This window comes from Vibrio sp. Hep-1b-8, assembly GCF_006124995.1.
GTDB lineage: Bacteria > Pseudomonadota > Gammaproteobacteria > Enterobacterales > Vibrionaceae > Vibrio.
Genome location: NZ_QEWN01000129.1, coordinates 64,331 through 89,469, shown reverse-complemented (window position 1 = coordinate 89,469; position 25,139 = coordinate 64,331). Strand labels below are relative to the sequence as shown.

Below are 25,139 nucleotides of genomic sequence, written 5' to 3'. Positions count from 1 at the left end.
ACATCGCAAGTTTACTTCTTCAACAAGCCACTTATTCTGATTTTTCGTTTTTGCCAGCTGCGTACAACCGAATAACGCCAAAGGGCTTTGATGCCAAAGTAGCCGGCCATTGCTGAGGCTATGCCACAGATCATGCAGCCTAGTAGGAATGGAGGGCCAATAGTGGTCATCTGGTGGAGAATAAACTCCCAAGAAAGCTCAAAATGAAAGTCTTGAGGTGGGACGTGCATTACCCACGCGCCAATCTTATACGCGAAGTAGAACAAAACGGGCATGGTTACAGGGTTACTGACCCAAACGAGTGCAACAGAGAGGGGTAAGTTCACGCCACACATGATCGCGAGACCTGCTGACATGATCATCTGACTTGGCAGAGGAACAAACGCCATAAATAACCCTACTGCAAAGGCACCGGCGGCTGAACGACGGTTAAGACACCATAGGTTAGGGTTGTAAAGCACGTTGCCAAAAATCTTTAGTGCCTTTTGACGCTTAATTACTTCGTGGTCAGGCATAAAGCGTTTAATAAATTTTCTTGGCATAGGGGAATATGACTCTCTACTTAAATTATTGGACGCTAATTTCGTTCTCTTTGTTAATCACGACTAGCCCTTACTGGTTCAGCATGCCCAGTTGGCATTATATGCTGCTTCCTCTGGCTGTGTTGCTTGCTTCCTTCAAGTATAGAAAAGCCAGATATTGTTCAGGAATAGCCTTAGCGTGTGTCGTCATCCTATTGCACGGCAACTTACTGCGATATCAAACAGAGATGCTTTTTCAAGCAGGTCAGGATATTACCATAATTGCTGATGTTGATAGCCTTTTTAAACCAATAAACTACGGCTTTCAAGGCATAGTTATAGTTAGATCAATCAATGGCCAAGCTTTGACCAGTTTAGCGTGCCCGAAAGTGAGGTTAAAGGGGCCGATCAAGCTAAAACCGAGAGATGTGATTTCAGCCAGTGTAAAAGTGAGTGCAATTTATGGACTGATGAACTCAGTTGGGTTTGATGCTGAGAAATATGCGCTTGAGCAATCGATAGTGGCGTCACTGTCGATAAACAGTAAGCGCAGTTACTATGCCATCACCCGTGAATCACTAAGAACTCGGCTGCTAGATAAAGTCAGCCGCCATCTAGCTAGCCGCGAATTTAGAGGCATGATCTTAGCCGTGATCTTTGGTGTACGTGATGAGATTTCTGCTCAAACCTGGCAGCAACTTAAACAAAGTGGTTTAAGTCACCTGATTTCAATCTCTGGCCTTCATATCGCGATTGTATTTACTTTTGGTTGGTCACTTGGGCTGGTAGCGATGCGAGTGAGCGCTGCGTTACGCTGGACCCCGGTTTTTTTGGGGTTGCTGCTTGCATGGTGCTACGCGTGGTTAGCGGGTTTCTCTATTCCCACTCAACGTGCTTGGTTGATGTGCTGTTTAGTGAGTGTGACGCACTATCGAGCGGGTAGTTTGCCCAGCAGTTATCGTTGGCTTCTTGTATTCGCTTTTCTGGTCGCGATGGAACCATTCTCAGTGTTAAGTCGGAGCTTGTGGATGTCTATGTATGCTGTCGCCATTATCATGCTAAATCGTTCTCTGATAAGGGAGAAGCTAAGCTGGCTCGAGGGTTTATTGAGACTCCAGTTGCTGCTTGTCATTGCTATGGCACCATTAGTGGTTTACCTATATCAGGGACTCAGTATTGGCTCGGTGATTTATAACCTGTTGTTTGTGCCTTGGTTTAGTTTTGTCGTGATGCCTTTAGCCTTTCTCGCTTTGCTTGGCTCGTTGTTGGCAGATAGCACGTCATGGCTATGGTGGGCAGTCGATGGCAGCCTTTTCCCGGTGAGTTGGATGATTGCTAACGCTCATTGGGGATGGCTGGACCTATCAGATACACAGCTAAAGTGGATAATGGTGACGGTGGTGGTAGCGCCTGTGATCATTCTAGTAAGGCGGCGAAACCGTCTGCTAGTATTCGGTGTTATTACCTTGGGTGTCACCGATTGGTCGCCAGCGCCAACATGGAAGTTGACCGCTTTGGATGTTGGCCATGGGCTAGCTATTGTGGTGCAACAAGGGCAGAGTGTGCTTGTTTACGATACGGGAGCGGCCTGGAACAACTCAAGTTTTGCCGAGCAAATTGTCTCTCCTCATATCAGGTATAGTGGTATTGAGAACGTCGATTTTTTGATTCTCAGCCATTTCGATAATGACCATGCCGGTGGTTGGATGGAAATACAAGGTTCTTGGCAACCGGAAAACCTCATCAGTAGTCAACGTCTTGCTGCTGGACAAGAATGCATCGCTGGGAACAAGTGGCAATGGCAAGAGATCGAAATTGAAGCACTGTGGCCGCCAAAGAGTGTCGAGCGTGCCTTTAATGCTCACTCTTGTGTAGTGAGGCTGACGCATACAATACAAGGGCAAAGTGTGCTGCTTACGGGGGATATTGTTTCGGTAACCGAATGGTTGTTGCTACGTCAGGTCGACAATCTTAACGCGGATATTATTGTTGTCCCTCATCATGGCAGCATTACTTCTTCGACTTTGCCGTTTATCAATGCGGTGTCAGCGGACGTTGCGATTGCCTCTGTCGGTAAAAAGGGACGGTGGAATTTGCCTAGTCAGCAAGTTGTCCACCGATATGAAAATGCAGGCGCAACATGGCTAGATACCGCCAATGATGGTCAAATTACGGTCGAATTTTATCCAAATCACACCCAGACAAGCGCACTTAGGTGGTTGAAAGGGGGGACTTGGTATAGGCAGATGCTGCGTAAGGGAGTAGAATAACCGCAATATTGTAAAAGAAAAATAAGCATTTCTATGTCTCTGAATCAAGACGAAACTACTTGGCAAACCTTTAAACGCTTGTGGACTTATATTCGCCTATACAAGGCAGGTCTAGCGGTTGCCGTTGTCGCATTGGTCATTAATGCGGTTGCTGATACTTACATGGTCTCTCTGCTTAAACCCCTTCTAGATGAAGGTTTTGGTAACGCAGAATCTAATTTCTTACGCATATTGCCACTGATCATTTTTGGCATGATGGTGATACGCGGTCTAAGTGGCTTTGTCTCGACCTACTGTCTGAGCTGGGTTTCTGGCAATGTGGTGATGGAGATGAGACGTGCGATCTTCAATCAGTTTATGCACATGCCCGTGACCTACTTTGATAAAGAGTCGGCTGGTGGTCTTCTTTCTCGAATTACCTACGACTCTGAACAAGTAGCCGGTGCAACTAGCCGTGCATTGGTCAGTATTGTTCGTGAAGGTGCGAGTATTATTGGTCTCTTGGTCCTGATGTTCTGGAACAGTTGGCAGTTGTCACTGGTGCTATTTGTTGTTGCTCCGCTGGTGGCTTGGGGGATTGGTGTCGTTTCGAAGCGTTTCCGTAAGATCTCAAAGAATATGCAGGATGCAATGGGACATGTCACTTCGTCAGCTGAACAGATGCTAAAAGGTCACAAAGTCGTATTGAGCTATGGTGGTCAGAAAATCGAAAGCGAGCGCTTTGATGCTGTAAGTAATCAGATGCGCCAGCAGTCGATGAAGTTAGTCGCCGCTCAAGCCATCGCGAACCCAGTGATACAGCTTATCGCTTCAATTGCACTTGTTGTTGTCCTGTTTCTTGCAAGTGTCGATTCTATTCGCTCTGACCTGACTCCAGGCACATTTACCGTAGTCTTTTCTGCTATGTTTGGTCTGATGCGTCCTCTCAAAGCACTGACAAACGTAACGTCTGACTTTCAACGTGGTATGGCAGCCAGCCAGACCTTATTTGCATTAATGGATCTTGAAACCGAGCAAGATAATGGCAAATATCAGGTTGAGCGTGCCCGCGGTGATATTGAAGTGAAGGAAGTCACCTTTACTTACGAAGGCAAAGAAAAACCTGCGTTAGTCGATGTCAGCTTTAAAATTCCTCGAGGAAAAACGGTCGCCTTGGTCGGTCGTTCAGGTTCAGGCAAGAGTACTATCGCAAGCCTGTTTACCCGTTTCTACGATGTTGACTCTGGTAGCATCTGCCTCGATGAGCATGATATTCGTGATTATCAACTTAGTAATCTGCGTTCACACTTCGCGTTAGTTTCGCAAAACGTACACCTGTTTAACGACACTATTGCCAATAACATCGCCTATGCGGCAACAGAGAAATACAGCCGTGAACAGATAGAGCACGCAGCCAAATTGGCTTATGCGATGGACTTTATTGACAAAATGGATGATGGCTTAGATACGGTTATTGGTGAAAATGGTGCCAGCCTATCGGGTGGTCAACGTCAGCGTATCGCGATCGCCCGAGCATTGTTACGTGATGCGCCAGTACTGATTCTAGATGAGGCAACGTCAGCGTTGGATACCGAGTCTGAGAAGGCTATCCAGTCTGCGCTTGATGAACTGCAAAAAGATAAAACGGTATTGGTTATCGCCCACCGACTGTCTACGATCGAAAGCGCAGATGAAATTCTCGTTGTTGATGAAGGTGAGATTGTTGAACGTGGTAGTCATCAAGACTTAATCGAGAAAAACGGTGCTTACGCGCAACTGCATCGTATTCAGTTTGGTGCGTAATCTTGATTGAGAAAATCTGGTTCGAAAACCACCCCGTCAAATATCTCCTATGGCCACTTTTGTGGCCATTAAGCCAGTTGTTTGGGGTTATAAGCCGTTCCCGTCGCATCAAATATCAGTCTAATGTTAAACCAAGCTACCGAGCTCCTGTGCCTGTGGTCGTGGTTGGCAACATCACGGCAGGGGGAAATGGTAAAACTCCGGTCGTGATTTGGTTGGTGGAACAACTACAAGCGTTAGGTTATAAGCCAGGTGTGGTTTCTCGTGGCTATGGTGCAAAAGCGCCCTCATACCCATTGGTTGTTGGCGATGATACCCCAACTCAACATTGTGGTGATGAGCCGAAGTTGATTTCTAAGCGAACCGGAGCGCCGGTTGCCGTCTCCCCCAAACGCAGTGAAGCGGTAAACGCCTTGCTTCCTATGGGTGTCGATATCATCATTACTGATGATGGTTTGCAGCATTACGCTCTTGAGAGAGACATTGAAATCGTGGTAGTGGATGGCGTTAGGCGATTTGGCAATGAGTCACTACTGCCTTTGGGGCCATTAAGAGAATCCGTCGCACGTTTGGCTGAAGTCGACCTCATCATCACGAATGGTGGTAAAGCGTTACAAGGCGAAGCGGCCATGACGCTTAAACCAGACCAAGTGATAAACTTAAAAACGGGTCAACGAGCGAATATTTCTTCTATTCGAGAGCAGTTAGTCGCAATGGCAGGAATCGGTCATCCACCAAGGTTTTTTAAGACGTTAGAAAGTTTAGGAGCAAAGCCTACCTACCAACAGGGTTTTGTTGACCATAAAGATTTTGAACCGTCAGAATTAGAGCAACTTACCAATAAAGGTAAACATCTGATTATGACGGAGAAAGATGCAGTAAAATGCGCGAGCTACGCGAAAGATAATTGGTGGTATCTGCCCGTTAGCGCAGTGTTTAGTTCAAGTGATGAAGCGCGTATTTTAAATATGATTAAAGAGGTTAAGGAAAAATATGGATCACCGTCTGCTTGAGATTGTTGCCTGTCCGGTATGTAAAGGTAAGCTTGCGTTCGATAAGGAAAAGCAAGAGTTAGTGTGTAAACTGGATCGTTTAGCCTATCCGATCAAAGAGGGAATCCCTGTGCTTCTTGAACCTGAAGCACGCAATATCTCAATGGACGAGGGCAGATAATGTCATTTACGGTTGTTATCCCTGCACGTTATCAATCGACACGCCTGCCAGGTAAACCTCTGGCAGACATTGGCGGTAAGCCGATGATTCAATGGGTGTATGAGCAAGCGATCCAAGCTGGTGCAGATAAGGTGATTGTCGCGACAGACGATAGCCGGGTTGAGCACGTTGTTAAAGCGTTTGGTGGTGAAGTATGCATGACTTCGCCAGACCATGAATCGGGTACAGAGCGTCTTGCTGAAGTCGTTGAAAAAATGGCAATTCCTGACGATCACATTATTGTCAATGTTCAGGGTGATGAGCCATTAATCCCACCAAGTATTATCGCTCAAGTTGCACGCAACTTAGCCAGTAATGAAGCGCCAATGGCGACGCTAGCGGTAGAAATCGACCATGAGTCGGAAGTGTTCAATCCAAACGCGGTAAAAGTGGTGACGGATAAAGACGGGTATGCGATGTACTTTAGCCGTGCAACGATTCCATGGGATCGTGACAATTTTGCTAATGACTCAAAGAGTATCGCGCAACCTTTAATGCGTCATATTGGTATCTATGCTTACCGTGCTGGATTTATCAATACTTACATCAATTGGCAACCTACCGTGCTTGAGAAAATTGAGTGTTTAGAGCAGCTACGAGTGCTTTGGTACGGTGAAAAAATCCATGTGGAAGTTGCTAAAGACGCGCCATCTGCGGGTGTAGATACACCAGAAGATCTTGAAGTGGTGAGAAAAATCATCGCTAACCGATAAAAGAAAAGGCCCGAGGGGCCTTTTTTAACATCTATATTTTCGCGTCATAATCATTTCGTTTTGGACAAGCGCCTAGTATCTCTCTGCGACCACTGTCTTTTAGTTCCTCCAGTCTGACGTCAAATCCCCACAAACGGTACAAGTGTTTTAACACTTCCTCATAGCTGTCATCTAAAGGGATACGATCGTGTGGAACGTATTGTAGAGTGAGTGAACGATCACCACGAACATCTACGTTAAATACCTGAATATTGGGTTCCAGGTTAGACAGATTGTACTGAGCGGCGAGCTTTTCTCTTATCGCTTGATAACCACTGTCATTATGAATGGCGCTCACCTCGATATAATTTTTTCGGTCATCATCGACGATGGCAAAAAGCTTAAAGTCGCGCATCAACTTTGGTGAAAGATACTGACTAATAAAGCTTTCATCTTTAAAGTTTTTCATCGCAAAGTGAACCGCTTCTAGCCAATCTGTTCCGGCAAGATCTGGGAACCACTCGCGATCTTCATCGGTCGGCTCTTCGCAAATTCTACGGATGTCGCGGAACATAGCGAATCCGAGTGCGTAGGGGTTAATACCACTGAAATAGGGGCTATTGTATGGCGGTTGTGCGACGACACCGGTATGACTATGCAAGAACTCAAGAATAAAACGGTCGGTGACTAATCCTTCGTCATAGAGATGATTGAGGATCGTATAGTGCCAAAATGTTGCCCACCCTTCATTCATCACTTGGGTTTGTTTCTGTGGGTAGAAGTACTGACTGATCTTACGCACAATGCGCACGATTTCACGTTGCCACGACTCAAGGAGTGGCGCGTGTTTCTCTATGAAGTACAGGATGTTTTCCTGAGGCTCAGAGGGGAAACGCGCCTTTTCGTTGTCAGGTTCTACCTTTGATTTAGGAACGGTACGCCACAAGTCGTTGACTTGGGATTGTAGGTAGGCTTCGCGCTCTTCTTGGCGAGACTTCTCTTCCGCGATGGAAATTTTCTCAGGGCGCTTGTAGCGGTCAACACCGAAGTTCATCAGCGCATGACAGGAATCCAATAGCGCTTCGACTTCCTTAACTCCATATTTTTGCTCACACTCAGCGATGTAGTTCTTAGCGAACAACAGATAATCGATGATAGAACTTGCGTCCGTCCAAGTCTGGAATAAGTAATTTCCTTTGAAAAACGAGTTGTGACCATAGCAGGCGTGTGCCATGACCAAAGCCTGCATAGTGACGGTATTTTCTTCCATCAAATAGGCAATACAGGGGTTTGAATTAATGACGATTTCGTAAGCAAGGCCCATTTGGCCATGTTTATAGCCTTGCTCGGTTTGAATAAATTTCTTACCAAATGACCAGTGATTATAGTTGATGGGCATACCAATGCTTGAGTAGGCATCCATCATCTGTTCTGAAGTGATCACTTCGATCTGGTTAGGGTAGGCGTCAAGCTTGTAGTGGTCAGCCACTCGCTTAATTTCAACATGGTATTGCTCAAGCAAATCGAACGTCCAGTCTGGACCATCCGGCAATGCTTTGCTTTTCGTTGGCTTTTTAGTTTTTGTTGTCATACGGCCTCCCTAAGCAGTCTCTTTTCTGAAAAGCTCTCTAAACACTGGGAAAATGTCCTCTACGCTGCGAATATTTTTCATCGCAAAGTTAGGGAAGCTCCCTTCGAGTTTTTCGTACTCATGCCACAAGGTTTGATGTGAACGACGAGTAATTTCGATATAAGAATAATACTGGCAGTGTGGCAGCAAATGTTTGGTTAGTAGTTCGCGACAACGCGGTGAGTCATCGGCCCAGTTATCACCGTCTGAAGCCTGCGCAGCATAGATATTCCATTCACCAACAGGGTAACGTTCAGCGACAATTTCATTCATCAGTTTTAATGCACTTGAAACAATGGTTCCCCCAGTTTCTTGGGAATAGAAAAACTCATGTTCGTCGACCTCTTTAGCCTGAGTATGATGGCGTATAAACACCACATCGACGTTTTCATATGTGCGCGTTAGAAAGAGATAGAGCAAGACATAAAAACGTTTCGCGATGTCTTTCGTCGCTTGGTCCATTGAGCCGGACACGTCCATCAGGCAGAACATCACAGCCTGACTTGAAGGAATAGGGCGGCGTTCGTAGTTTTTAAAGCGTAAGTCGAAGGTATCGATAAAGGGCACAGTTTCAATTCGACGACGCAGATCTTTGATTTCGTTCTGTCTACGCTGTTCTTCGAGCATCTGAGCTGGCTCAGACATTTTTACGCGGTCGAGCTCTTCCTCTAACTCACGTAGCATCCTTTTTTTGCCTGCTGTCATGGCGGTGCGTCGCGCGAGAGATTGCTGTAGAGATTTGACCACCGCGATATTGGCGGGAACCCCAGCCGTTTGATAACCGGCACGGTGGGGTTTCCATTCTGTGATTTTATTAATCTGATTTTTTTCTAAGTTTGGCAGTTCAAGATCTTCAAATAGGATGTCTAAGTATTCATCTTTAGAAATCTGGAAAACAAAATCATCTTGGCCTTCACCGTCCGCGCTGGCATCACCTTCTCCGGAACCGCCCCCTTGTCCCCCCCCTTTAGGGCGTTCAATTTTGTCCCCGGTGATAAATTGGTCATTACCCGGATGCACGCGTTCTTTTAGGCCGCCTTTGCCTTGATGAAATACAGGCTCTTTGATGTCCTTGTGCGGAATAGCGACATCTTCACCAGTTTCGGTGTTGGTGATTGAACGGCGATTTACTGCATCCGCCACAGACTCTTTAATCTGATCTTTATGGCGGCGCAAAAAGCGCTGGCGGTTTACAGCACTTTTATTTTTGCCGTTCAGTCGTCGGTCAATAAATTGCGCCATGAGTCACCCCTTATCTCATACAAGCCCTGCAACGAGGGCTGGATCAATCTTGCACCTAACACCTGCCAGAATAAAATAGACTGGCAGGTGAAGTACGGGCTAAAACACTGCTGCTATGATGATTTACGTACGCGTAGATACCATTCAGATAGCAAGCGAACTTGCTTCTCTGTGTAGCCCTTTTCCATCATACGGGCGACAAAATCATCGTGTTTCTTCTGATCATCAGAAGAGGTTTTAGTGTTAAAGGAGATAACTGGTAACAGTTCCTCGGTATTAGAGAACATTTTTTTCTCAATCACAGTGCGAAGTTTTTCGTAACTCGTCCAAACTGGATTGGTTCCGTTATTGTTTGCTCGTGCACGAAGCACGAAGTTAACGATTTCATTTCGGAAATCTTTTGGATTACTAATGCCGGCTGTTTTCTCGATTTTTTCTAGCTCATTGTTCAATGCTGATCGATCAAACAATTGCCCTGTCTCTGGATCGCGATACTCTTGGTCTTGAATCCAGAAATCGGCGTAAGTGACATATCGATCGAAGATGTTTTGTCCGTATTCGGAGTAAGACTCTAAGTAAGCGGTCTGAATCTCTTTGCCGATAAACTCGACGTAACGTGGCACTAGATAACCTTTTAAGAACTCGAGGTATCGCTCTGCCGTCTCTTGAGGGAACTGTTCACGCTCGATCTGTTGCTCGATGACATAGAAGAGGTGAACGGGGTTTGCCGCCACTTCGGTCTGATCGAAGTTAAAGACACGCGATAGAATTTTAAAGGCGAAACGGGTTGAAAGACCTGACATGCCTTCATCGACACCTGCGAAATCTCGGTATTCTTGGTAACTTTTCGCTTTTGGATCGGTGTCTTTAAGAGTTTCACCATCGTAAACGCGCATCTTAGAGAAGATGGACGAGTTTTCAGGCTCTTTTAGACGCGACAGAATACTGAACTGAGAAAGTAACTCTAAGGTACTTGGTGAACATGGTGCTTTTGACAGTTCCGAGTGGTCGAGTAGTTTTTGGTAAATCTTGACCTCTTCCGATACACGCAGACAGTAAGGCACTTTAACGATGTAAACACGGTCAAGGAATGCTTCATTGTTTTTGTTATTACGGAATGTTTGCCACTCGGATTCGTTTGAGTGAGCGAGTATCATGCCGTCAAATGGTAATGCGGAAAGCCCCTCGGTACCGTTGTAGTTTCCTTCTTGAGTCGCGGTTAAAAGAGGGTGTAGCACCTTGATTGGTGCTTTGAACATCTCGACAAATTCCATCAGGCCTTGGTTAGCACGACACAGTGCACCTGAGTAGCTATAAGCATCAGGGTCATCTTGAGAGAAGTGCTCTAACTGGCGGATATCGACTTTACCCACCAAAGATGAAATATCTTGGTTGTTTTCGTCGCCAGGTTCGGTTTTCGCGATGGCGCGCTGATCTAAAATCGACGGTCTCACTTTAACCACTTTGAACTTAGAAATGTCACCGCCAAATTCGTGTAAACGCTTCGCTGCCCAAGGTGACATAATCGAGCGGACATAACGCTTCTCAATGCCATACTCTTGTTTAAGTAATTCGCCATCCTCGGTGACATCGAATAAACAGAACGGATGGTCATTGACAGGGCTGCGCACACCGTTAGCGGAAAGTACGTAAATCGGCATTTGCTGCATTAATGATTTTAGTTTTTCGGCCAGTGATGATTTACCACCACCTACAGGACCGAGTAAGTACAAAATCTGTTTACGTTCTTCCAAGCCTTGAGCGGCATGTTTTAGGTAGGAAACTATTTGCTCAATGGCATCTTCCATACCGTAGAAATCTTTAAAGGTCTCGTAACGTGAAATGACCCTATTCGAGAAAATACGACTGAGTTGAGGATTCTGCGCAGTATCAATGACTTGTGGCTCACCGATGGCCATCAATAATCGTTCTGCTGCATTGGCGTAAGCACTTTTATCGTCTTTGCAAAGGCTTAGAAAGTCTTGTAGCGATAGTTCCTCATCCTTGGAGGCTTCGTAGCGTGCTTGGAAATGGTCGAAAATACTCATGGTGAATTCCCCTCTGAACCTGTCAAACCTGACAATAAACCCGCATAGAAAAGCAAATCCTTTCTTTATTAATCCTAGTTGGTTTTTAGAATTTTGCTTAAAAAATATGTGTTTAATTCCAATATGTTTTATCAATATAAAATTTGATTACTATGCAAAAACCATCGTGGTTAAAAAGCTTTTGTTACACCAATATAGAGGGGGGACATAGAGGGTAGTCCATTGATAGAGAGCGGAGTCACTACCTCTGCGAATATTGGGGTTGCCTACGTGTTCTAAGGGGTATCTCAATCACATGTAGAAAGGGCCGTTGCTTAGCAACGGCCCTTTTTAAATCAAGCGTTAAAGATTTGCTTTAGTTCATTTGCACACAAGTGGTACTGACGAGGGCAGTTGCGCCAGGTGTTTAGCATTCGACGGTATTTGTCCAGCATAGGCATTTGCGCGTTAAAATGATGTTCTCCCTTGCTGAACTGAGGGTATAGCCCTTCAGAATCAACTAGGAAGCGAACGTAGTTAACCAACTGTGCTTCCGATGCTGCATCAAAACCTAAGAAAGTTAGACGACGCTGGTCAACAAGCTTTTGCTCATCTTCAGAGAGCATTTTGTTTGATTCTTGCATCGCATGGTACATTTCCATGATGTCGATAATTTCGCGACACTCTGCGTCAACCAAACAGCCAAAGTCCTTATTGAGTTCGCGCATTTGTAGCTCGTATCCACGTTCCACTATCGTTTGCAAACGTTGATATTTAGCTGCGTTTTCAGGATCCATTTGTGACATCAAATAGTACTGATTCGATAGGATCAAACGTTGAGCGTTGGTCATTTCCATGGTGGCCTCACTAAAATAATCTAATACATTTTTAATGTGCTTAGGTTATCTGTTCCGGATTAACTGAAACATGATCTCAACACATATTTAATATCAAAAGTACAAAGATTGAGTAAGATTTTTTACTTGTCTTGGTGATAGTGATTATAGATATAGTCTCTATCCGAGAAGACGCGCAATAGTTCTGGTTTGAAAACCGTCAACATCGTCACAGTCATCCCATTAAGTAGACCTTCAGGAAAAGCGAGCAGAGGGGTAAACACGAGGTAGTTATCGTAAATCGTGACCCAATCATAGTCAGTTACTGCAAGCAGACAATAGGCATTGATGAGTAGATGGGCTGTGCCAGTCACGCATCCATTGAGAAAGCCAGCGATAAAGATAAACACAAAAATGTTACGCGGGAGGAAACGGTAACTAGCCAGAAATAATAGACAGCTAGTAAGAATTGGAAGTAAACAAGACAACAGTATGAACTGTGGTAGCTGGTAAATGGATAGTTCGCCAAACAGCGCCATTAATGCACAAACGACCATAGAGATTGCGTAGGCACTGCGCCAGCCATACATTAGAGTCAGAACGGTCAGTCCGAGAAAATGAATAGAGAGACCTTCTTTTATTCCTGCGTCGGCAGACCAAAGAAGGTAAAAAGCAAACACAACGCCGAACGTGACGTGCTGAAAGGTTCGTTCGCTAGTTAGCTTCGGCACCAATACTTGCACGACATCTCTCCAGACAAAAAAGCAGGAAAACAGTACTAGCGAAAGAGCAAACAGTTGATTCAGCGCCACGGAAACCTCAAAAAAAATACCAACCTTATGTAAGGTTGATATTTTTTACGAATTTCTTAACGAGTGGTATCAGTATTTAACGTTTGAGTGATACTGCTCAAGGATTGATACTATCTTGTCCATCGTCTCTTTTGAAGGAGGGTTAGTTCCTTCCAACGGGTATTCAATACCAAGGGCTTCCCATTTATGAGCGCCAAGCTTGTGATACGGCAGTAACTCAACCTTTTCGATGTTGTCCATATCTTTAATGAAATCGCCCAGCATATGTGCGGCTTCTTCGTCATCGGTATAACCAGGAACCACTACATAGCGAATCCACGTTTTCTGTCCAATTTTATGCAGGTAGCGCGCAAAATCTAATGTACGTTTGTTAGATACGCCGATGAAGTCATGATGGATTTCATCTTTCATATGCTTAAGGTCAAGCATAACCAAGTCAGTCGCATCCAACACTTCATCAATAACTTCAGTATGTTTGCGGATATAACCATTGGTATCGAGACAAGTGTGGATACCCTCTGCTTTGGCAGCGCGGAAGAAATCTCGCACGAATTCAGGTTGTAGCATGGCTTCGCCACCTGAACAGGTCACACCACCGCCGGAAGCATTCATAAAGTGTCGGTATGACTTCGCCTCGTTGATGATCTCCTCAACGGTCACTTCTTTACCGTCGTGAGTATCCCAAGTGTCGCGGTTGTGACAGTACATACAACGCATTAAGCAACCTTGCAGAAAAACGATAAAACGAATTCCTGGTCCATCTACTGTTCCGCAAGATTCAAAAGAATGAATACGACCGATTGTTGACATGAGCTCATCTCGTATTAGTAATTTGGCCGTTATTTTATTACAAATGGTAGGGATAAAATAGGTTTTCCGAACCTAGCTAACAAGAAAAGCTGAAATAAGAAAAAAACCGTTTCTTTGCTAAGATTTATGTTGTAGAAATGTTATTGGTAACAATTAAATCAATAATAACTAATAACAACAGTCAGGCAAAGTATTTTACATCTGTTTGATGTTAAGGGATTTTATATGGATATGCTTGCGCTCTCTCAAAAACAGAAAGTCACACTGTTTTTGATTGTTTTAACGATCGGATTCGCTTTTCTAGCCTTTTTTACTTCAGAAAGATTGTCGAAAATGAAGAGTCAATATCAAAGCAGTGCAGATATTGGTTCGGGGTCTCTGGCCATTTATCAGACCCAAAGTCGTATTCTTACGCTTGGTGGAACACTGGATAGCATGACGGGTGACAAGGTTGCAACGACCAAGACCCGTATTGAAGATATCGTTATGGCAATCAGCGATAACGCCAAGTTCCTCAAACAAGTTGGGCTGGTATCACAAGGTGATGAATTAACCCAAAGTGTCATGGACTTTAAAAGTGCCGTTACGCCTTGGTTAACATTGAAGCAAGAGTTGGGATTCAATATTGACGAAGGCAAGCTGGGGCAGATGAAGCAGACTGCGACCATCATCGAACAAAAAATCGCAGAAACCGGCATGGTGACGCTTAACTCTGATTTTCAGGCGATGGTAAAAGCGCAACAAAACTACTTATTGCAACCCTCTGAAGATAATTTGAAATTGTTCAATCGAGCAATGGCGAGCTTCGAAAGCATGTCCAATGTTTACGCGATGCTTGATCTTTATGAAAAAGAAATTGAACAGTACAAACAGGCTTTTGTGAGAGTGAGTGAGTTATCTCAACAGCTTGGCTCGGTTGAGAAGCAGCTTGATGCTGCAAAAGCCAAAATGACACGTTTGATTGGTGAGATTACCAATGAGCTGGGCGGCATTGGTGCTCGTTATCAAAACGTAGCAGAAACGACGTCGGCACAAACCTTGTGGTCTATTTTGGTTGCGTGTGTTGTGTTAGCGATCTTTACCATTGCAATTTTTGCCATGCAGAGTGCGTCTATGTCACGCTCATTGAATCGTACCAAAGAGATACTCAATAGCGTTTCTAAGGGCGACTTTTCCCAGCGAATGATTCTTTCCAAAAATCCAAACGATGAATTTAATCAGTTAGCATCAAGCATCAACCAGAGCTGTACAAATTTGGGTGAACTGGTTTCAGGCGTTCAAAGCAGCAGTTTGGCGCTATCGGGCAACGCTGCTGAACTTAATCAAGGATTAGACCTGCTTGCGCATCACCAGTCTGAGGTGCTCGGTCAGACTCAATTGCTGGCTTCGGCGACTGAAGAGGTGAGCGTGACCACCCAAGAAGTCTCCAACTCACTTGAGTTTGTTGCGGATATTAGCCGATCTTCAACCGATGCAGCGGAAGAAGGCGCTAAGGTTATCAGCGCTGCGATAGGTTCGATTGAAGAAGTAGGTGCCATAATGACGGCGGCTGCCGGACACATTCAGCAGTTGGAAGAGGCGTCAGCAAAAGTTGACTCAGTGATGGATATCATCAATGGCATTGCCGAACAAACCAATCTACTGGCGCTTAATGCGGCGATTGAGGCTGCGAGGGCAGGGGAACAAGGGCGAGGGTTTGCCGTTGTTGCGGATGAGGTGCGTAGTCTGGCTGTGCGAACGGTTGATGCGGTCTCTGAAATTTCAGGCACCATTGACACGATGAAGAAAGAGAGTGCGGAAGTGATTCAATACATAGGTCAGTCTGAATCCTCAATGATCGCAGGTCGTGAGCGAGGTCAGGAAGCCATGAACGCGCTGAAAATGATCACTGACAAAACCAACGAGGCGTCGCATCAAACGGAAGTTATTTTTGCTTCAATTAGAGAGTTGGCTACAACCAGTCAGTCGATGGCGGATAACATGACGCAAATCTCAGCGGCGATGAAAGAGCTTGAACAAAATAACGATCAGCTAAGAAAAGTCAGTGGGGTTGTTGAAGAGCGATCAGGCAGCCTCAATCAAGACTGCCTCAAGTTTACGATCTAATCGCGTTTAGAAGAACGCGTAGAGTGAAAGGGCGCCGGTTCCGTATATCGATTCCGGCGCCTCTTTGTAATCGGGAGTTTTCACGGTTGCAGTTAAGCTCGCGCCGAAACTTTGGTTATACCAAGCGAAGCCTGCGACTGCTGTTGCTTGATTGTTTTCCAGTGTAACGTCGTAGATATTCGGATTCTTACCATTTTTAACTACGTATTCAGTCACACCTGAACGCTCGCCTTCAATCGTAATGTCATTGAATCGGTAGCGTGCTTCGATACCCGTGAAGACAAACCAGCCACCCTGTGAACCACCAATCATACCGGCACGGAACGGGTTCTCGTTGTCAATGTTTGCCGCCCCCATGTTGCCGCCTAAATCTGAGCCCCAACGGAACATGAATCCTGTGGAAACATCACTGCGGAAGTTACCTGCATTGACTTCAGAGACATTGGAAATTTCGAAGTCTGTATTGGCAATTGCTCGCTGACGCCATAAGTTGAAGTGCGACAGATACCCGACGCTACCAACGAATTTATCGTCAACCTGATATGCCCAACCTCTTGGTTGATCTGAGCCGGTGATGCCGTGAACGATATCTTGTGCTTGATCGGCCAGAGAGCTCTCGCCAGTGGTACCGAGTGTGAGGTTAAAACGCTGAGCTTGTTGAGGGTGCAAACTAATATAGTTGAACTCAGTGTGCAGAAACCCTGCGTACGGTCGGTCATTGACCATAGGCGCTGTCGCTTCAATATCCGAAGGCGTGTACATCTTATGACCAAGGGTGAATTCAAACTTGTCGAGTGAAGCACCGCCCCAGAAAGAGAGACTCAAAGGGCTGAAGATAGGATAAGGCGTAATGCCCCCTGTTGTGTAGCTCAGAAACAGACCGTTGGTGTAGTCTTGGTCGACACCGAAGATACCATCGTTGTCGATAGAGAATGAAAGGGTCGATCTGTCAGAGGCGATACTACTTGCAGAAGCCAGTAGCAGAGGCAGAAAAATTATGCGGTTTAACTTCATGTGTCTGTGCTTAACTCAATTAGATGTCTGATAATACAAGATTAATCGATACAAATGTTAGCAATTAACATACCAGAGAGATGAACTGTGCACCGTATCGCTGATTTATCGGTGATAAATTGACAGAAAAAATAAAGCCCCGCTATTTAGCGGGGCTTCGTCAATCATTTAGCTGAGAATTATAGAGACTCAGTAAATGTACGTGCGATTACGTCTTGTTGCTGCTCTGTAGTTAGAGAGTTGAAACGTACAGCGTAACCAGATACACGGATTGTCAACTGAGGGTATTTCTCAGGGTGCTTAACTGCGTCTTCTAGAGTTTCACGGTTAAGTACGTTCACGTTTAGGTGCTGACCGCCTTCGATGCCTGCTTCATGGTGGAAGTAACCATCCATTAGACCTGCTAGGTTAGCACGTTGTGATGTTTCTTCTTTACCTAGTGCGTTTGGCACGATAGAGAAGGTGTAAGAGATACCGTCTTTTGCGTGAGCAAATGGTAGTTTACCTACAGATGTTAGAGACGCTACCGCACCTTTCTCATCACGACCGTGCATTGGGTTTGCACCTGGAGCAAATGGAGCACCTGCGCGACGACCATCTGGAGTGTTACCCGTCTTCTTACCGTATACCACGTTTGAAGTGATAGTCAGGATAGACTGAGTTGGGATTGCATCACGGTAAGTCTTAAGCTTACGGATCTTGTTCATGAACACTTCTACTAGTTCACAAGCAATGTCATCTACGCGAGCATCGTTGTTACCAAATTTAGGGTAGTCGCCTTCAATTTCGAAGTCGATTGCTACGCCATCTTCATCACGGATAGGTTTAACTCTCGCGTGTTTAATTGCAGATAGTGAGTCAGCTGCAACAGATAGACCAGCGATACCACAAGCCATAGTACGACGAACGTCACGGTCATGTAGAGCCATTAGTGCAGCTTCGTAGCTGTACTTGTCGTGCATGAAGTGGATAGAGTTCAGTGCAGTCACGTACTGCTTAGCTAGCCAATCCATGAAGTGGTCAAGTTTGCCCCATACGTCGTCGAAGTCTAGAACTTCGTCAGTGATCTTAGGCATTGCTGGACCAACTTGGATCTTCAGCTTCTCATCCACACCACCGTTGATTACGTATAGTAGTGTCTTAGCAAGGTTTGCACGAGCACCGAAGAACTGCATGTGTTTACCAATGATCATTGGTGATACACAACATGCGATAGCGTAGTCATCAGATTCGAAATCTGGACGCATTAGATCGTCGTTTTCGTACTGGATAGAAGAAGTGTCGATAGAAACTTTCGCACAGAACTTCTTGAAGCCATCAGGTAGTTTCTCAGACCAAAGTACAGTGATGTTTGGCTCTGGAGAAGGCCCCATAGTGTATAGAGAGTTTAGGAAACGGAAGTTAGTACGTGTAACTAGTGTACGACCGTCAAGCCCCATACCACCCATAGACTCAGTAGCCCAGATTGGGTCGCCAGAGAATAGGTCATCGTACTCAGGAGTACGTAGGAAACGAACCATACGTAGCTTCATTACGAAGTGGTCGATCATTTCCTGAGCTTCAACTTCAGTGATCTTACCTTCAGCGATGTCACGCTCGATGTAGATGTCTAGGAACGTAGAAGTACGACCCAGGGACATAGCAGCACCGTTTTGTGATTTAACTGCAGCTAGGTAACCGAAGTAAGTCCACTGGATAGCTTCTTGAGCTGTTTCAGCAGGACGAGAAATGTCGAAACCGTATTTCTCAGCCATCACTTTCATTTGGCCAAGTGCACGGTGCTGCTCAGCGATCTCTTCGCGAAGCTGCATTGTCATTTGAAGATCTTCGCCGTTCTCAAAACGCTCTTGTAGAGACTTGAATTGAGCCAGTTTGTCCTTCATTAAGTAGTCGATACCGTATAGAGCAACACGACGGTAGTCACCGATGATACGACCACGACCGTAAGCATCAGGCAGACCAGTTAGAACACCTGACTTACGACAAGCTAGGATGTCTGGAGTGTAGATATCAAATACACCAGCGTTGTGTGTTTTACGGTACTCAGTGTAGATTTTAGAGATTGCTGGATCTAGCTCGCGGTCGTACGCTTTGCAAGAACCTTCAACCATACGGATACCACCGTTAGGGATGATAGCACGTTTAAGAGGGGCATCAGTTTGAAGACCAACGATAGTTTCTAGGTCTTTCTCGATGTAGCCTGCATCGTGAGCAGTGATGGTAGAGATAAGGTCAGTATCGAAATCAACAGGTGCGTGAGTTGAGTTCTCAATCTTGATACCTTCCATTACCTTAGCCCAAAGCTTGTTTGTTGCTTCAGTACCTTCAGAAACTAGGAAAGATTCGTCGCCTTCATACGGTGCGTAGTTCTTTTGAATAAAATCGCGAACGTTTACTTCGTTTTGCCAATCACCTGCAGCAAAACCTTCCCAAGCTTTAGCAAATTGCTCTGCCATGACATACCTACCTTTTTAGTAGAAAAAACACGTACCTATCAAACCGTTGAGCCAGTTTGAGTCCCAAAAATGGGATGGTACACTCTTATGAATAACAATATGTATAGTCTTTAAAGTTAATTACCGAAAGGGCATAAAACTATAAATATTGTCACTACTTTTTACATGGTGTCTTATTAACTTGGTTTCAAGGATAAACTAAAAAAAATTTGCAAACCTTAAACTAAATCAATAAATGCTCGTTTGTTTAAATTATTTTTTAAAAAATAACTTGTCACTAAAAAAAAGTTGAGAGCCGAGGCCGGCTCTCAACATCTGTTTGCGTTATAGGAACGCTGCGATGCCGTATTGGCCTTCAAGCATACCTACTGCAAGCATAGCGATCAGACAGATAACCAGTACGCCTACTGGGATCACGATCTTATCGACGAACGATAGACGAGCTGCGCGTTCTTTATCACCAATCAGACCGTTGTTATCAAGCAGCATGGTTAGTGCCCAAGCTAATACAGGGTTCACAACAGCCGAGCCGAAGATACAGATACCTGCAGCTTGAGAGTCCTTAGAATCTTTAACCATTTGCATACCCGCTTCAAGTAGCGGAAGTGAGACACCGACAAGAAGAGCAACACGCATTACTGGAGGCCATACAGCGATATCCATAGGGAAACCAAGAATCGCAATGATCATAACCAACAAACCTAGCAGAATCGCACCAGCAGGAATAGGGCGCTTAGCGATGGCAGCTGGGATCATGTAAGTACCCCAAGATGATGTGATGTTACCACCACCCACTGCTGTACCTACCATCTGACGAATTGAACACATTGTCATAGTGTCATCTACGTCCATCAGTACTTTTTCAGTCTTTTTAGGGTAGTTCAGTTCTTGGAAGATACGGTGACCTAGGAAGTCAGGTGACCACATAGCAACCGCTAGAATGGCGAACGGAAGTGATGCAATAAAGTGTTCCATGTTTGGTAGACCAAGCATCCAACCTTGCTCTGTGCTGCCCCACCAGTAAACTGGGTTTAGGTTTGGCAGACCAGTTTCAGTCACGAACTTAATATCGAAGCCAGCACCAAGTACAAGCGCAATCACTAGACCAGTAAATGCACAAACAGGGATAGCCAACCAACGCTTGTTCACTTTAGCTAGGAAAGCATACAGCGCAATAGTGACGGCAAGTACGATAAGGCCAACATAGCCCATGCTACCAGCGGCAACCGTGTCAGACTGAAGACCCACAGCCCATGTCTGAATAGAGTTGATTTGGCTCATAGTACCGGTCAGACCGAGGAAGATCAGTAGGCCACCGGCCGTACCTTCTGAAGTCAGGTTGACCAACTTGGAGCCACCTTTTAGGAAACTCAGAAGTAAGCCAAAGATACCAATTAGGATAGCCAATGCAAGAGGGTGCGCACCTGCTAATGCGATGGTGCCGATAAGAGGGATCATTGGGCCGTGGTTACCGGCAAGGTTTGCTTTCGGGTTGATGAAACCAGAAGCGAGAACACAGAACAGTAATGCTGGGATCAGCATTTCTACTCGAGCCACTTCGATAGCAAACTCTTTACCAAGGTTAACGTGGTCCCAAGCAGCGGTTAGACCTTCAGCCCAAGACATCATTACCGCAGAGTACATCGCGATAATACCAATAGTACCGGCTAGAGCGGGTACCAAGTCTTCAAGTTCAAAGCGGAAATCACGACCAGGCAGGTTTAATCCGAAGCGGCGTGGCTTCATGATTTGCAGTTCGTGGTCTAGGTAGTCTGAACGGCTTTCAAACTCAGAAGCTGGGCGGTGCAGCTCTTGATAGCTCTTGTTTTCGATATCCGAATCAGAGTGCGGTTTATTGACTGCGTCTGACATAGATTCCTCATATTCTGAATAGTTAGTAAATCTGCGAAGAGGGACCAGATTATTGTTCTGAGACGGTCCGCTCTGTAAAAACCTGGTTTAGCTTCCTGCAATTTAATCCCGGCCTACCTCGCTGTAGCTCATGCTTGATGTGCTAAAGCATAGAGGATTTATTGCGAAAAGTACCTATATTGAGACTTTTAGCATTGAGGCGAGTTTAACTTGCTAACCCTAAAGAGTGATTGATTTAGATCACTTTATGAAAGGTTGTGAAAGAAAACTACACAAGCTGCAATTAGTTGCGAGCTTGTAATCAGTTTCACTGAAATAAAATTTCATAACGTAAGGTTTACTAGCGACCTCAACCCTTTACGAGTTGAAGGCGAATGGGGTAAAGATCGTTTATTGAGTTAGATCTTGTTTTTATAAAAATGTTAATACTGACGATTTGGATATTATCTGTGTTGTCGGGCGTTTTATGCGAAATATGGAGCGCTTTTAACTATTAAATGCATTATTAATCATATAAAGTGGCTATATATTGCTGATTTATAGGTTAATAATTTGTTGCAACTTGCTCGGGGGAGTGCTAGTTTGTATCGCAATGTGGGTGGAACCCAGCAGTCAACCAATCGTGATTACTATTAATGATTGGTCATAATAAAGACAGGGAGTATGAGCGCATGAAAGATGTACCAGCGCTGGATATAAAAGAACTGCACAAAACATTTGGACAGAATGAAGTTTTAAAGGGCATCTCATTGGAAGCCCACAAAGGGGACGTAATTTCCATTATCGGCTCATCCGGTTCAGGAAAAAGTACTTTTCTAAGATGTATCAATCTTCTTGAAACACCTACTGCTGGTGAAATTTGGGTTAACGGGGAATTAATCCAGATGAAAAACAATCGCCAAGGGGAGGCTGTTCCTGCCAATGAAAGACAGGTGCAACGAATTCGTTCCAGACTTGCTATGGTTTTCCAAGGGTTCAACCTTTGGTCACATATGACAGTCATGGAAAACGTTATTGAAGCTCCGGTTCACGTGTTAGGCGTGCCTAAAGCACAAGCGATCGAAAATGCAGAGCTGCTGCTTAAAAAAGTAGGGCTATATGAACGCAAAGATTATTATCCAGGTCATCTATCGGGCGGTCAGCAGCAGCGAGCAGCCATTGCACGCGCACTTGCCGTAGACCCAGAAGTGATGCTGTTCGATGAGCCGACATCGGCACTCGACCCTGAGTTAGTCGGTGAAGTTCTAGGCGTAATGCGCGACCTAGCAGAAGAGGGACGCACCATGCTAGTGGTCACTCATGAAATGGCGTTCGCGCGCGATGTTTCTAACCATGTGATGTTTTTGCATCAGGGATTGGTTGAGGAACAAGGCGACCCTGCGAAGCTATTTACAAACCCTGATTCTGAGCGTTTAAAGCAATTTATCTCATCAATTTACTAATAGCCGTTTAGCGGCAGACAAACACACATAAGTTACATATAAAAATCACAATCACAGGAGTATGGAAATGAAAAAGTGGTTATTAGCAGCAACACTGGCAGCTACCGCTGTGACTGGCACAGTACAAGCGAAAGAATGGAATGAAGTTCGCTTCGGTATTGAAGGTGCTTACCCTCCATTTAGCTGGACAGAAGCCGATGGTTCACTGAAAGGTTTTGACGTAGATATGGCAAACGCTCTATGTCAGGAAATGGCAGTGAAATGTAAGATCGTTGCTCAAGACTGGGATGGCATCATTCCTTCACTACTAGCACGTAAATACGACGCCATCATCGCAGCAATGTCTATTACTGAAGAGCGTAAGAAGAAAGTTGACTTCACTGGTAAATACGCACTTATCCCTAACAAGTTTATTGCTAAGAAAGGCGCTGGTCTTGATTTCGATAATCTGGATGGTCAGAAAATTGCTGTGCAGCGTGCAACAACTCACGACAAATACCTAACGGATAACTACGGCGACAAAGTAGAAATCGTTCGTTACGGTTCTTTCGATGAAGCTTACCTTGACCTTGCAAACGGTCGTGTAGTGGCAGTTCTTGGTGACGCTTCTGCTCTTGAAGAAGGTGTACTGAACAAAGCGGGTGGTGAAGGGTACGAATTCGTAGGCCCATCGCTAACTGACCCTAAATGGTTCGGTGAAGGTTTTGGTATCGCACTTCGCAAGCAAGATAAAGATCTGACCAAGAAGCTAGACCAAGCCATCCTATCTTTACGCGAGAAGGGGGTTTATCAAGAAATCGCGGCTAAATACTTCAACTACGACGTTTACGGTCAGTAATCGTTGCTAAGCGACCGTTGGTTCTTGTTCCTAGGAGTAGTAGCCAGCGGTCGATTTCTATAAAGTTTAGGGACCAGGAACTTACCTATGCTGGATTTACAAGGATATGAAGCCTCTATTATGAAAGGGGCCGTAGTGACCATAGAAGTCGCTCTGTTGTCATTATTGCTGGCTATGATTCTAGGTATGCTAGGTGCATTAGCCAAAATGGCCCCTTATCGCTGGGCACGAGCAATAGCCACTCTATACACCACGGTGATTCGTGGTATTCCCGACTTAGTTCTCATGATGTTGATTTTCTTTGGTGGACAAATTCTTCTCAACAACAGTTTGTACTCCATCAACGAAACACTAAACGAATGGTTTGCGGCAAGTGACCCAAGTCATGAGTGGACGTCATATTTACCAGATTACATTGATGTCAGCCCGTTTGTGGCAGGCGTCCTCACTATCGGATTCATTTTCGGCGCCTATATGGCAGAAACGTTCCGTGGTGCCATCATGGCAGTTGACTCCGGTGAACTTGAAGCTGCCAAAGCGTACGGTATGAGCTCTGTATTGGCTTTCCGTCGCATTCTTTTACCGCAGATGATTCGTCACGCCTTGCCAGGATTTGGTAACAACTGGCTCGTTTTGCTCAAGACAACGGCACTTGTGTCAATTATCGGTCTTGAGGATATGGTTCGGATGAGCTCACTGGCTGCTGGCTCGACAAAAATGCCATTTACCTTCTACATGGCGGTAGCGATTATTTTCTTATTCTTTACCAGTGTTTCAACAGGCTTCTTAAAGCTGGTAGAGCGCAAATTCAGTATTCATGCGAGGTAAAGAATGGATTTTTCACTGATTTTAGATAGTTTTCCCATCTATCTTGATGGATTAATGACCACCGCATGGCTGGTTGGTGTGGCTTTGATTATTGGATTGATTGTGGCGATTCCACTTGGGGTGGCACGCAACAGTCATAATGTGCTAATAAACGGACCGAGCTGGGCCTTCATCTATTTTTTCCGTGGCACACCGTTACTGGTTCAACTTTACCTAATTTACTATGGTATGGACCAATTTTTCCCAGTCAAAGACACCTTATGGGAGAACGCTTGGTTCTGTGCATTGGTCGCTTTTGTGCTTAATACTTCAGCATATACTGCTGAGATTATCCGCGGCGCAATCAATGGTCTGCCTAAGGGTGAAGTGGAAGCGGCTAAAGCTTATGGCATGAGTGCGTTTATGACTTATCGCCGCATCATTTTGCCAAGTGCTTTACGTCGTGCCCTTCCTGCCTATAGTAATGAAGTGATCTTTATGCTTCATGGTAGTGCCGTTGCTGGTATCGTGACGATCGTCGATTTAACTGGCGCAGCGCGTTTGGTTAACTCTCGCTACTATGCCCCGTTTGAATCTTTCCTCACAGCTGGAATGTTCTACATGGCGTTAACCTTTATTATCTTAGGCTGCTTTAAGTACGCTGAGAAACGCTTCTTAGCCTACTTGAGACCATTAAGCTAATGACAGAAAAACGGCACCGAAAGGTGCCGTTTTTATTTGAGTTCGGGTTTCGCCGTGATGTGCCGGCG

20 protein-coding genes and 1 pseudogene are annotated in these 25,139 nt (G+C 45.1%); 11 read left to right on the top strand and 10 right to left on the bottom strand.

Annotation, left to right across the window (positions count from 1 at the left end):
* Positions 1-11 precede the first annotated feature (11 nt).
* Positions 12-542 (bottom strand): DUF2062 domain-containing protein, encoded by a 531-nt coding sequence (locus DA100_RS17600; RefSeq protein WP_138973319.1) that lies wholly within the window; start codon positions 540-542, stop codon positions 12-14.
* An 8-nt stretch (positions 543-550) separates the two neighbouring features.
* On the opposite strand from DA100_RS17600, the gene DA100_RS17595 reads away from it, so the two are divergent.
* Genes DA100_RS17595 through kdsB form a run of 5 tightly spaced genes read left to right on the top strand, consistent with a single transcriptional unit; the run spans position 551 to position 6,498 of the window.
* Complete coding sequence (locus DA100_RS17595) at positions 551-2,791, top strand: DNA internalization-related competence protein ComEC/Rec2 (protein ID WP_138973318.1); 2,241 nt, start codon at positions 551-553, stop codon at positions 2,789-2,791.
* A 33-nt stretch (positions 2,792-2,824) separates the two neighbouring features.
* On the top strand, positions 2,825-4,573 hold the full coding sequence (gene msbA / locus DA100_RS17590) for a lipid A ABC transporter ATP-binding protein/permease MsbA (RefSeq protein ID WP_138973317.1): 1,749 nt from the start codon (positions 2,825-2,827) through the stop codon (positions 4,571-4,573).
* 2 nt (positions 4,574-4,575) lie between these two features.
* Positions 4,576-5,586, top strand: coding sequence for a tetraacyldisaccharide 4'-kinase (gene lpxK / locus DA100_RS17585; protein WP_138973316.1), 1,011 nt, complete (start codon positions 4,576-4,578; stop codon positions 5,584-5,586).
* Positions 5,567-5,746, top strand: coding sequence for a Trm112 family protein (locus DA100_RS17580; RefSeq protein ID WP_138973315.1), 180 nt, complete (start codon positions 5,567-5,569; stop codon positions 5,744-5,746). Before lpxK ends, DA100_RS17580 begins: the two co-directional genes overlap by 20 nt.
* Complete coding sequence (gene kdsB, locus DA100_RS17575) at positions 5,746-6,498, top strand: 3-deoxy-manno-octulosonate cytidylyltransferase (RefSeq protein ID WP_138973314.1); 753 nt, start codon at positions 5,746-5,748, stop codon at positions 6,496-6,498. Before DA100_RS17580 ends, kdsB begins: the two co-directional genes overlap by 1 nt.
* Before the next feature lie 31 nt (positions 6,499-6,529).
* Here kdsB and DA100_RS17570 read toward each other — a convergent pair whose 3' ends face one another.
* The 3 genes from DA100_RS17570 to DA100_RS17560 form a co-directional block, all read right to left on the bottom strand.
* Positions 6,530-8,068: a SpoVR family protein gene (locus DA100_RS17570; RefSeq protein ID WP_138973313.1), complete on the bottom strand. Its 1,539-nt coding sequence runs from the start codon at positions 8,066-8,068 to the stop codon at positions 6,530-6,532.
* A gap of 9 nt (positions 8,069-8,077) precedes the next feature.
* On the bottom strand, positions 8,078-9,349 hold the full coding sequence (locus tag DA100_RS17565; RefSeq protein WP_138973312.1) for a YeaH/YhbH family protein: 1,272 nt from the start codon (positions 9,347-9,349) through the stop codon (positions 8,078-8,080).
* A gap of 113 nt (positions 9,350-9,462) precedes the next feature.
* A complete protein-coding gene (locus DA100_RS17560) occupies positions 9,463-11,397 on the bottom strand; it encodes a PrkA family serine protein kinase (protein WP_138973311.1) in 1,935 nt (644 codons plus the stop codon).
* A gap of 201 nt (positions 11,398-11,598) precedes the next feature.
* Here DA100_RS17560 and DA100_RS21415 point away from each other — a divergent pair.
* Positions 11,599-11,676: pseudogene (locus tag DA100_RS21415) on the top strand (MipA/OmpV family protein); the annotation flags it as partial.
* Positions 11,677-11,732: 56 nt separating this feature from the next.
* Here the strand turns inward: DA100_RS21415 and DA100_RS17550 are convergent.
* The 3 genes from DA100_RS17550 to pflA form a co-directional block, all read right to left on the bottom strand.
* Complete coding sequence (locus DA100_RS17550; RefSeq protein WP_138973310.1) at positions 11,733-12,233, bottom strand: YfbU family protein; 501 nt, start codon at positions 12,231-12,233, stop codon at positions 11,733-11,735.
* Positions 12,234-12,355: 122 nt separating this feature from the next.
* Positions 12,356-12,955, bottom strand: coding sequence for an energy-coupling factor ABC transporter permease (locus tag DA100_RS17545; RefSeq protein ID WP_240800955.1), 600 nt, complete (start codon positions 12,953-12,955; stop codon positions 12,356-12,358).
* A 138-nt stretch (positions 12,956-13,093) separates the two neighbouring features.
* Positions 13,094-13,834, bottom strand: coding sequence for a pyruvate formate lyase 1-activating protein (pflA, locus tag DA100_RS17540; RefSeq protein WP_138973308.1), 741 nt, complete (start codon positions 13,832-13,834; stop codon positions 13,094-13,096).
* Between the two features lie 225 nt (positions 13,835-14,059).
* On the opposite strand from pflA, the gene DA100_RS17535 reads away from it, so the two are divergent.
* Positions 14,060-15,940, top strand: coding sequence for a methyl-accepting chemotaxis protein (locus DA100_RS17535; RefSeq protein WP_138973307.1), 1,881 nt, complete (start codon positions 14,060-14,062; stop codon positions 15,938-15,940).
* A gap of 6 nt (positions 15,941-15,946) precedes the next feature.
* On the opposite strand, the gene DA100_RS17530 is transcribed toward DA100_RS17535, so the two are convergent.
* The 3 genes from DA100_RS17530 to DA100_RS17520 all read right to left on the bottom strand — a co-directional run bounded on the left by DA100_RS17530 (position 15,947) and on the right by DA100_RS17520 (position 21,282).
* Positions 15,947-16,954 (bottom strand): lipid A-modifier LpxR family protein, encoded by a 1,008-nt coding sequence (locus DA100_RS17530; protein WP_138973306.1) that lies wholly within the window; start codon positions 16,952-16,954, stop codon positions 15,947-15,949.
* A gap of 179 nt (positions 16,955-17,133) precedes the next feature.
* Positions 17,134-19,410, bottom strand: coding sequence for a formate C-acetyltransferase (gene pflB / locus DA100_RS17525; protein ID WP_138973305.1), 2,277 nt, complete (start codon positions 19,408-19,410; stop codon positions 17,134-17,136).
* A 324-nt stretch (positions 19,411-19,734) separates the two neighbouring features.
* A complete protein-coding gene (locus DA100_RS17520; protein WP_138973304.1) occupies positions 19,735-21,282 on the bottom strand; it encodes a DUF3360 family protein in 1,548 nt (515 codons plus the stop codon).
* Positions 21,283-21,953: 671 nt separating this feature from the next.
* Between DA100_RS17520 and DA100_RS17515 the strand changes: the two genes are divergently transcribed.
* From DA100_RS17515 to DA100_RS17500, 4 genes are all read left to right on the top strand, one after another.
* Complete coding sequence (locus DA100_RS17515; RefSeq protein WP_138973303.1) at positions 21,954-22,724, top strand: ABC transporter ATP-binding protein; 771 nt, start codon at positions 21,954-21,956, stop codon at positions 22,722-22,724.
* A 67-nt stretch (positions 22,725-22,791) separates the two neighbouring features.
* Positions 22,792-23,562: an ABC transporter substrate-binding protein gene (locus tag DA100_RS17510; RefSeq protein WP_171052250.1), complete on the top strand. Its 771-nt coding sequence runs from the start codon at positions 22,792-22,794 to the stop codon at positions 23,560-23,562.
* Positions 23,563-23,649: 87 nt separating this feature from the next.
* Positions 23,650-24,390: an ABC transporter permease gene (locus DA100_RS17505; RefSeq protein WP_138973301.1), complete on the top strand. Its 741-nt coding sequence runs from the start codon at positions 23,650-23,652 to the stop codon at positions 24,388-24,390.
* Between the two features lie 3 nt (positions 24,391-24,393).
* Positions 24,394-25,071 carry an ABC transporter permease gene (locus DA100_RS17500; RefSeq protein WP_138973300.1) on the top strand — a complete coding sequence of 226 codons (678 nt, stop codon included), beginning with the start codon at positions 24,394-24,396 and terminating at the stop codon, positions 25,069-25,071.
* Positions 25,072-25,139 lie beyond the last annotated feature (68 nt).